General features: G+C 67.7%; 6 protein-coding genes. 2 read left to right on the top strand and 4 right to left on the bottom strand.

Annotated elements, in window-relative coordinates:
- The coding region (locus tag ACE3TU_RS17885) for a MarR family winged helix-turn-helix transcriptional regulator (protein ID WP_374626663.1) at positions 1–522 on the top strand (522 nt) is incomplete at its 5' end.
- Positions 523–651: 129 nt separating this feature from the next.
- Here ACE3TU_RS17885 and ACE3TU_RS17880 read toward each other — a convergent pair.
- Entirely contained in the window at positions 652–1,203 is a 552-nt protein-coding gene (locus tag ACE3TU_RS17880; RefSeq protein WP_374626661.1) for an NADPH-dependent FMN reductase, read from the bottom strand.
- Between the two features lie 135 nt (positions 1,204–1,338).
- Here ACE3TU_RS17880 and ACE3TU_RS17875 point away from each other — a divergent pair, with 135 nt between their 5' ends.
- Positions 1,339–1,548, top strand: a complete 210-nt coding sequence (locus tag ACE3TU_RS17875; protein ID WP_374626659.1) for a hypothetical protein — start codon at positions 1,339–1,341, stop codon at positions 1,546–1,548.
- 6 nt (positions 1,549–1,554) lie between these two features.
- Here the strand turns inward: ACE3TU_RS17875 and dnaJ are convergent, their stop codons facing one another.
- The 3 genes from dnaJ to dnaK form a co-directional block, all read right to left on the bottom strand.
- Positions 1,555–2,679, bottom strand: a complete 1,125-nt coding sequence (dnaJ, locus tag ACE3TU_RS17870) for a molecular chaperone DnaJ (protein WP_374626657.1) — start codon at positions 2,677–2,679, stop codon at positions 1,555–1,557.
- A gap of 145 nt (positions 2,680–2,824) precedes the next feature.
- Positions 2,825–3,835, bottom strand: coding sequence for an alpha/beta hydrolase (locus ACE3TU_RS17865; protein WP_374626655.1), 1,011 nt, complete (start codon positions 3,833–3,835; stop codon positions 2,825–2,827).
- A gap of 264 nt (positions 3,836–4,099) precedes the next feature.
- Complete coding sequence (gene dnaK, locus ACE3TU_RS17860) at positions 4,100–6,007, bottom strand: molecular chaperone DnaK (protein ID WP_374626653.1); 1,908 nt, start codon at positions 6,005–6,007, stop codon at positions 4,100–4,102.
- Between the last annotated feature and the right edge of the window lie 100 nt (positions 6,008–6,107).

The following is a 6,107-nucleotide window of genomic DNA, read 5'->3' as shown; positions in this document are numbered from 1 at the left end:
CCGGCAAGCGCTTTCCGCCATCTGCCGACATGCTATGGCAGCATAGGAACACGGCGCGATTCGGAGTTGTCGATGCAGCAGCAGGCCCTGTCGGCGCTCGTCGCCTGGGTGCGGCTCGAGCGGGCGCTGGAGGCATTCAGCGCCGAACTGCGCATTCGTCATGGCGTCACCGCCCTGCAGCACGCCGTACTGGTGATCTGCGCCGAGCGTCCGCAGCTGCCGTTGTCGGCGCTGAGGAAGACGCTCGTCACCCACGCTGCGACCCTCGGGCAGGCGATCGACGAGTTGCGGCGCAAGGACCTGGTGACGGTCAGGACCGATCCCAAGGACCGTCGCGCGCGGCTGGTCGGGCTGACGGAGAGCGGGATGGCGCTCCTCGCCGAGATGCCGCTCGCCGGCCCGGTGCGGCTGCGCCAGGTGGAGAGCGAGATCGCCCGCCTCGACGCGCTGAAGGCCGCGCTCGAGGACGCGGTCGACCTGTTCGACCTCGGCCCCTGGCTGCCGGGACGGAAGGGTCGCTAGCGACTCAGGTCGAGTCGCTGTGGCGCCAGCGTCCTCTTGGGTTTTCCCCGTTCTCCACAGGTTGCTCGCGGCCGCGCAGGGCCGGCGGGCCGGGGCTTTCCGGCGGCAGTTCCCGAATCGTTCGACGCCTCAGATGCCGCCGCGCGAAAAGTGCGTCAGCTCCTTCACCATCTGGTCGACCTTGGCCGCGACGGCCGGCTCCGCGGGGCGCCCGTCCGCGTCGAAGGCCCCGGCGGAGGGGCCCACCCCGAGCAGCGTCGGAGCCACCAGCGCGCCGAGCTTGCCGAGCGTGTCCCTCAGGTGCGAAAGCGACCATATGGTGCCATACTTTCCCGAACTGACCCCGCCGATGCCGAACACGGCGTGCCGGAACGGGCTCGGCTTCTGCCGGCTGAGCCAGGTGATGGTGTTGACCACCAGCGGCGGCACCCCGCCATTATATTCCGGGCTGGCGAGGAAGACGATGTCGTGGCTGCGGAACGCCTCCGCCAGCTGCCCGGCGCTGCCCGGCACATGATCCGGTTCGAGATCCTCGTTGAAGATCGGCATCTCGAAATCGGCGAGGCTGAGATCGGTGACCGTCACCCCGGCCTCGCGCAGCCGGCCCGACAGATGCCGGCGCAGGAGTTCGTTGACGGAGCCCCTGCGCAGGGAGCCGCAGAGCGTGATGGCGGTCGTCATGGGAGGTCCTTGGGTGGGGCAATGGCGAACAGAGTGCAACGGCGGCGCCGCGCACCGCAAGTCCGGACGGGCGTAACCCGGCCTTGTCGTCGCTGCAGCGGGCTGCAAGACTGTCGCGGCAAGGAGGATCAGGCCATGCCGAGCCAGTTGACGATCACCCATCTCAGCCACGACATCGCGGCCAGGAAGTCCTTCGTCTCCTATGTCTGGTCGGACGATCCGGGCAAGCGCCTCGGCCTCGAGGTGCCGTTCGGGACCGCGCTCGACGATGTCGAGCCGGCAGCCCGATCCGCTCTCGCGGCGCTGTCGGCAGAGCTGCGGTCCGCGGACGTCAGGCTGCCCTGAGCCGCCTCAGGCCTCGAACATCTTCTTGAGCTTGTCGAAGAAGCCGCCCGAGGTGGGCGAGTTCTCCCGTGTCGATTCGCGCTCGAATTCCTCGAGCAGTTCGCGCTGCCGCCGGGTCAGTGACTGCGGCGTTTCGACATCGAGCTGCACGTAGAGATCGCCGAAGTCCTTCGAGCGCAGTACCGGCATGCCCTTGCCCTTGAGGCGCACGCGCTGACCCGGCTGGGTGCCCGGGGCCACCTTGACGCGCGCCCGCGTCGTATCGAGGGTCGGCACCTCGAACTCGCCGCCGAGCGCCGCCGTGGTCATGGCGATCGGCACGCGGGCATAGAGGTCCGCGCCTTCGCGCACGAACAGATCGTGCGGCTTGATCGAGATGAAGATGTAGAGATCGCCCGGCGGGCCGCCACGCAACCCGGCCTCGCCCTCGTTGGCGAGCCGGATGCGGGTGCCGTCTTCGATGCCCTTGGGAATGTCCACCGAGAGCGTCCGGCTCTGCTGCCGGCGGCCCTGGCCGCCACAATCGGTGCAGGGCTGCTCGAGGATCTGGCCGCGGCCGTTGCACACCGGGCAGGTCCGTTCGATGGTGAAGAACCCCTGCGCCGCCCGCACCTTGCCAGCGCCGTTGCAGTGGCGGCAGGTCGACATGCCGGTGCCCGGCTTGGCGCCCGATCCGTCGCAGGTCTCGCAGCTCGCCAGGGTCGGCACGTCGATATCGACGGTGCGGCCGAGAAACGCCTCCTCGAGGCTGATCTCGAGATTGTACCTCAGGTCCGAGCCGCGCAGCCGGGACTGCCCGCCCCGCCCGCGCCCGCCCATGAAATCCCCGAAGATGTCCTCGAAGATATCGGACATCGAGGAGGTGAACTCGGGCCCGAAGCCGCCGGGCCCGCGTCCGCCGCCATTCTCGAAGGCGGCATGTCCGAAGCGATCGTACGCGGCCCGCTTCTGCGGGTCCTTCAGCGTATCGTACGCCTCGTTGATTTCCTTGAACTTGTGCTCGGCCTCGGCATTGCCGGGGTTGCGGTCGGGGTGGAACTGCATCGCAAGCTTGCGATAGGCGCCCTTCAGCACCGCCTCGTCGGAACCCTTGGGCACCCCGAGCACTTCATAGTAATCGCGTTTCGCCAATCGGCCTCGTCCCCAGTCACCTGAATGCCCCGCCCCGGCATTCGGCCTAGATAGGTATTACCCAGCGCTCTTACCACAGGTGCCGCGGCGTTCAACTGCGCATGGAGCGGTCTGACCGTGGATTTCCGCCCAGTGTTGCGGGCAGTCACGTCCCGAGGGCGAGCGACAGGTTCCGCGCCAGCTGCGCCTGCGCGAACATCGCCTTGTTGACGATCTGGTAGAGGCCGAAGAAGCCGTGCGTGACACCCTCGTAGAGCGTCATGTCGACCCACACCCCGGCGCGCCGCAGCGCGTCGGCGAGCGCTTCGCCTTCCGAGCGCAGCGGATCGGCTGCGGCGAGGATCACCGTCGTCGGCGCCAGCCCGCCCAGGTCGATTCGTCCCGCGACGTTCGCCCGTGCATCCCTGAGGTCGTCCTTGCGGCGGAACAGCTTCCTCGATGCCCAGCGCAGCGCCTCGGTGTTCAGCGCGCCGGGCTCGCCCGGCTCGAGATGCGAGGGCAGGTCGAACAGCATCGCCGCCATCGGACCGACCAGCCCCAGGTGCACCGGGCCGATGCGGCCCTCGTCACGTGCCCGCAGGGCCACGTTGACCGCGAGATTGCCACCGGCGTCCTCCCCCACGAGGGCGGCGCGCCGCGCATCGGCGCCCAGCGCCGCGGCATTCTCCAGTGCCCAGATCCACGCCGCGTGGGCGTCCTCGTGCGCTGCCGGAAAGCGATGCTCCGGTGCCTGTCGATAGTGTGCCGAAACGACAACCGCCCCGGTCCTGCAGGCGAGGCTGCGCGGCGTCGCATCGAAGTGCTCGAGGTCGCCGAGCACGAACAGGCCGCCGTGGAAGTAGACGATCAGCGGCCGTGCCGCATCGACGCCGGGGGGATGGTAGATGCGCACCCGCATCTCACCCTTCGGGCCGGCGATCAGGCGCATCTCCATGCCGACCCCGAGATCGCCCGCGGTATCGCGCAGGATGCGCCGCAGGGCCATGTCGAGGGTCGGCTGCGCCCGCGCCTCCTCGGTGGTCCGACACGCTTCGATCGGCCGGCCGCCCATCGCGGCGCGCACGCCCAGTACATGGCGCATGTCGGCGTCGAGCCGGTCGACCGCACGCGCCGGCAGGTCGTCATGGGCGATCCGCCAGATATCCATCGACGACATGCCGGTGCCCCTTTCGAATGCGTCTGCGGAACGGGGCCGACCCGGCCCGGCGCCGTCCGACCGCCGCTGCTGGGGGCGACCGGACTTTCGAATCCGCCTCCACTCTAGCGGCGGATGTGAAGCCAGTTGGGCCGGTCCACGGCATTCCTGCGGCGGGGTTGCACAATCTGGCCGCGATTGATTCACGTGGAACGCGGTGGCAGCCGGAAAAGCGAGAGCCCGGCCGACCGGCCGGGCTCCGCGGATTTGCTGCGCTGCCGTCGATCAGGCCGAACGCTTGTCGTCCTTGACCTCTTCGAACTCGGCGTCGACCACGTCGTCATCGGCCGGCTTGTCGCCGCCCGCCGCCTTGGCCTCGGCCTCCGCCTGGCTCTGCTTGTACATCGCCTCGCCGAGCTTCATCGAGACTTCGGCGAGCGCCGCCGACTTCTCCTTGATCGCCTCGGCATCCTCGCCGTCGAGCACGCCCTTGAGGTCGGCAATCGCCGTCTCGATCGCGGTCTTCTCGTCCACCGAGACCTTGTCGCCATAGTCCTTGAGCGACTTCTCGGTGGAGTGGATCAGCGATTCGCCCTGGTTGCGGGCTTCCACCGCCTCGCGCTTCTTCTTGTCGGACTCGGCATTGGCCTCGGCTTCCTTGACCATGCGCTCGATGTCGGCGTCGGTGAGGCCGCCGGAGGCCTGGATGCGGATCTGCTGCTCCTTGCCCGTGCCCTTGTCCTTGGCCGAGACCTGCACGATGCCGTTGGCGTCGATGTCGAACGTCACTTCGATCTGCGGCACACCGCGCGGCGCCGGCGGAATCCCGGCCAGGTCGAAATTGCCGAGCAGCTTGTTGTTGGCGGCCATCTCGCGTTCGCCCTGGAACACCCGGATCGTCACGGCGTTCTGGTTGTCCTCGGCGGTCGAGAAGGTCTGGCTCTTCTTGGTCGGGATCGTCGTGTTGCGGTCGATCAGCCGGGTGAACACGCCGCCCAGCGTCTCGATGCCGAGCGACAGCGGCGTCACGTCGAGCAGCAGCACGTCCTTGACGTCGCCCTGCAGCACGCCGGCCTGGATGGCGGCGCCCATGGCGACGACTTCGTCCGGGTTGACGCCCTTGTGCGGTTCCTTGCCGAAGAAGCTCTTCACCGTCTCGACGACCTTGGGCATGCGGGTCATGCCGCCCACCAGCACCACTTCATCGATCTGGCTGGCCGAGACACCCGCATCCTTGAGGGCCTGCCGGCAGGGCTCGACCGTCTTCTGGATCAGGTCGTCGACCAGCTGCTCGAGCTTGGCGCGGCTGAGCTTGAGCGTCAGGTGCTTGGGGCCGGAGGCGTCGGCCGTGATGAAGGGCAGGTTGATCTCGGTCTGGGTCGAGCTCGAGAGCTCGATCTTGGCCTTCTCCGCCGCTTCCTTTAGGCGCTGCAGCGCGAGCTTGTCGCGGCGCAGGTCGATGCCCTGGTCCTTCTTGAACTCGTCGGCCAGGTAGTCGACGAGCCGCATGTCGAAATCCTCGCCGCCGAGGAAGGTGTCGCCATTGGTCGACTTCACCTCGAACACGCCGTCGCCGATCTCGAGCACCGAGATGTCGAACGTGCCGCCGCCCAGGTCATAGACAGCGATGGTGCCGGTGTTCTTCTTGTCGAGGCCGTAGGCGAGCGCCGCGGCAGTCGGCTCGTTGATGATGCGCAGCACCTCGAGCCCGGCAATCTTGCCGGCGTCCTTGGTGGCCTGGCGCTGGCTGTCGTTGAAGTAGGCCGGGACGGTGATCACCGCCTGCGTCACCGGTTCGCCCAGGTAGGACTCCGCGGTTTCCTTCATCTTGGTGAGGATCATCGCCGAGACTTCCGACGGCGAGTACTTCTTGGAATCGACGCTGACCCAGGCATCGCCATTGTCGGCATTGACGATCTTGAACGGAACGAGGCCCTTGTCCTTTTCGACCATCGGATCGTTGTAGCGACGACCGATCAGGCGCTTGACGGCGAACAGCGTGCCTTCCGGATTGGTGACCGCCTGGCGCTTGGCCGGCTGGCCGACGAGGCGCTCGCCATCCTTGGTGAAGCCCACCATGGACGGCGTGGTGCGGGCGCCTTCCGCGTTTTCGATGACCTTGGGGGTCGAGCCGTCCATGACGGCGACGCAGCTATTGGTCGTACCCAGGTCGATACCGATGACTTTACCCATGCTCTGCCTCTTTCCTAGCGAAACCGGATGGAACCCCGTGCGGCAGTTCCTTGACCCCGTGGCGGGAGTCCGGCTTCCTTGCTTGAGATTACGCGATCTG

The sequence above is a fragment of the Devosia sp. genome (genome assembly GCF_041917035.1).
Taxonomy (GTDB): Bacteria; Pseudomonadota; Alphaproteobacteria; order Rhizobiales; family Devosiaceae; genus Devosia_A.
The sequence above is the reverse complement of the archived record's forward strand: the minus strand, read 5'-3'. Positions and strand labels throughout refer to the sequence as shown.

Coding starts and splice junctions, on each gene's coding strand:
- ACE3TU_RS17880 (WP_374626661.1), bottom strand. CDS start 1,203: ATGACGACCGCCATCACGCTCTGCGGCTCCCTGCGCAGGGGCTCCGTC.
- ACE3TU_RS17875 (WP_374626659.1), top strand. CDS start 1,339: ATGCCGAGCCAGTTGACGATCACCCATCTCAGCCACGACATCGCGGCC.
- ACE3TU_RS17865 (WP_374626655.1), bottom strand. CDS start 3,835: ATGTCGTCGATGGATATCTGGCGGATCGCCCATGACGACCTGCCGGCG.
- dnaK (WP_374626653.1), bottom strand. CDS start 6,007: ATGGGTAAAGTCATCGGTATCGACCTGGGTACGACCAATAGCTGCGTC.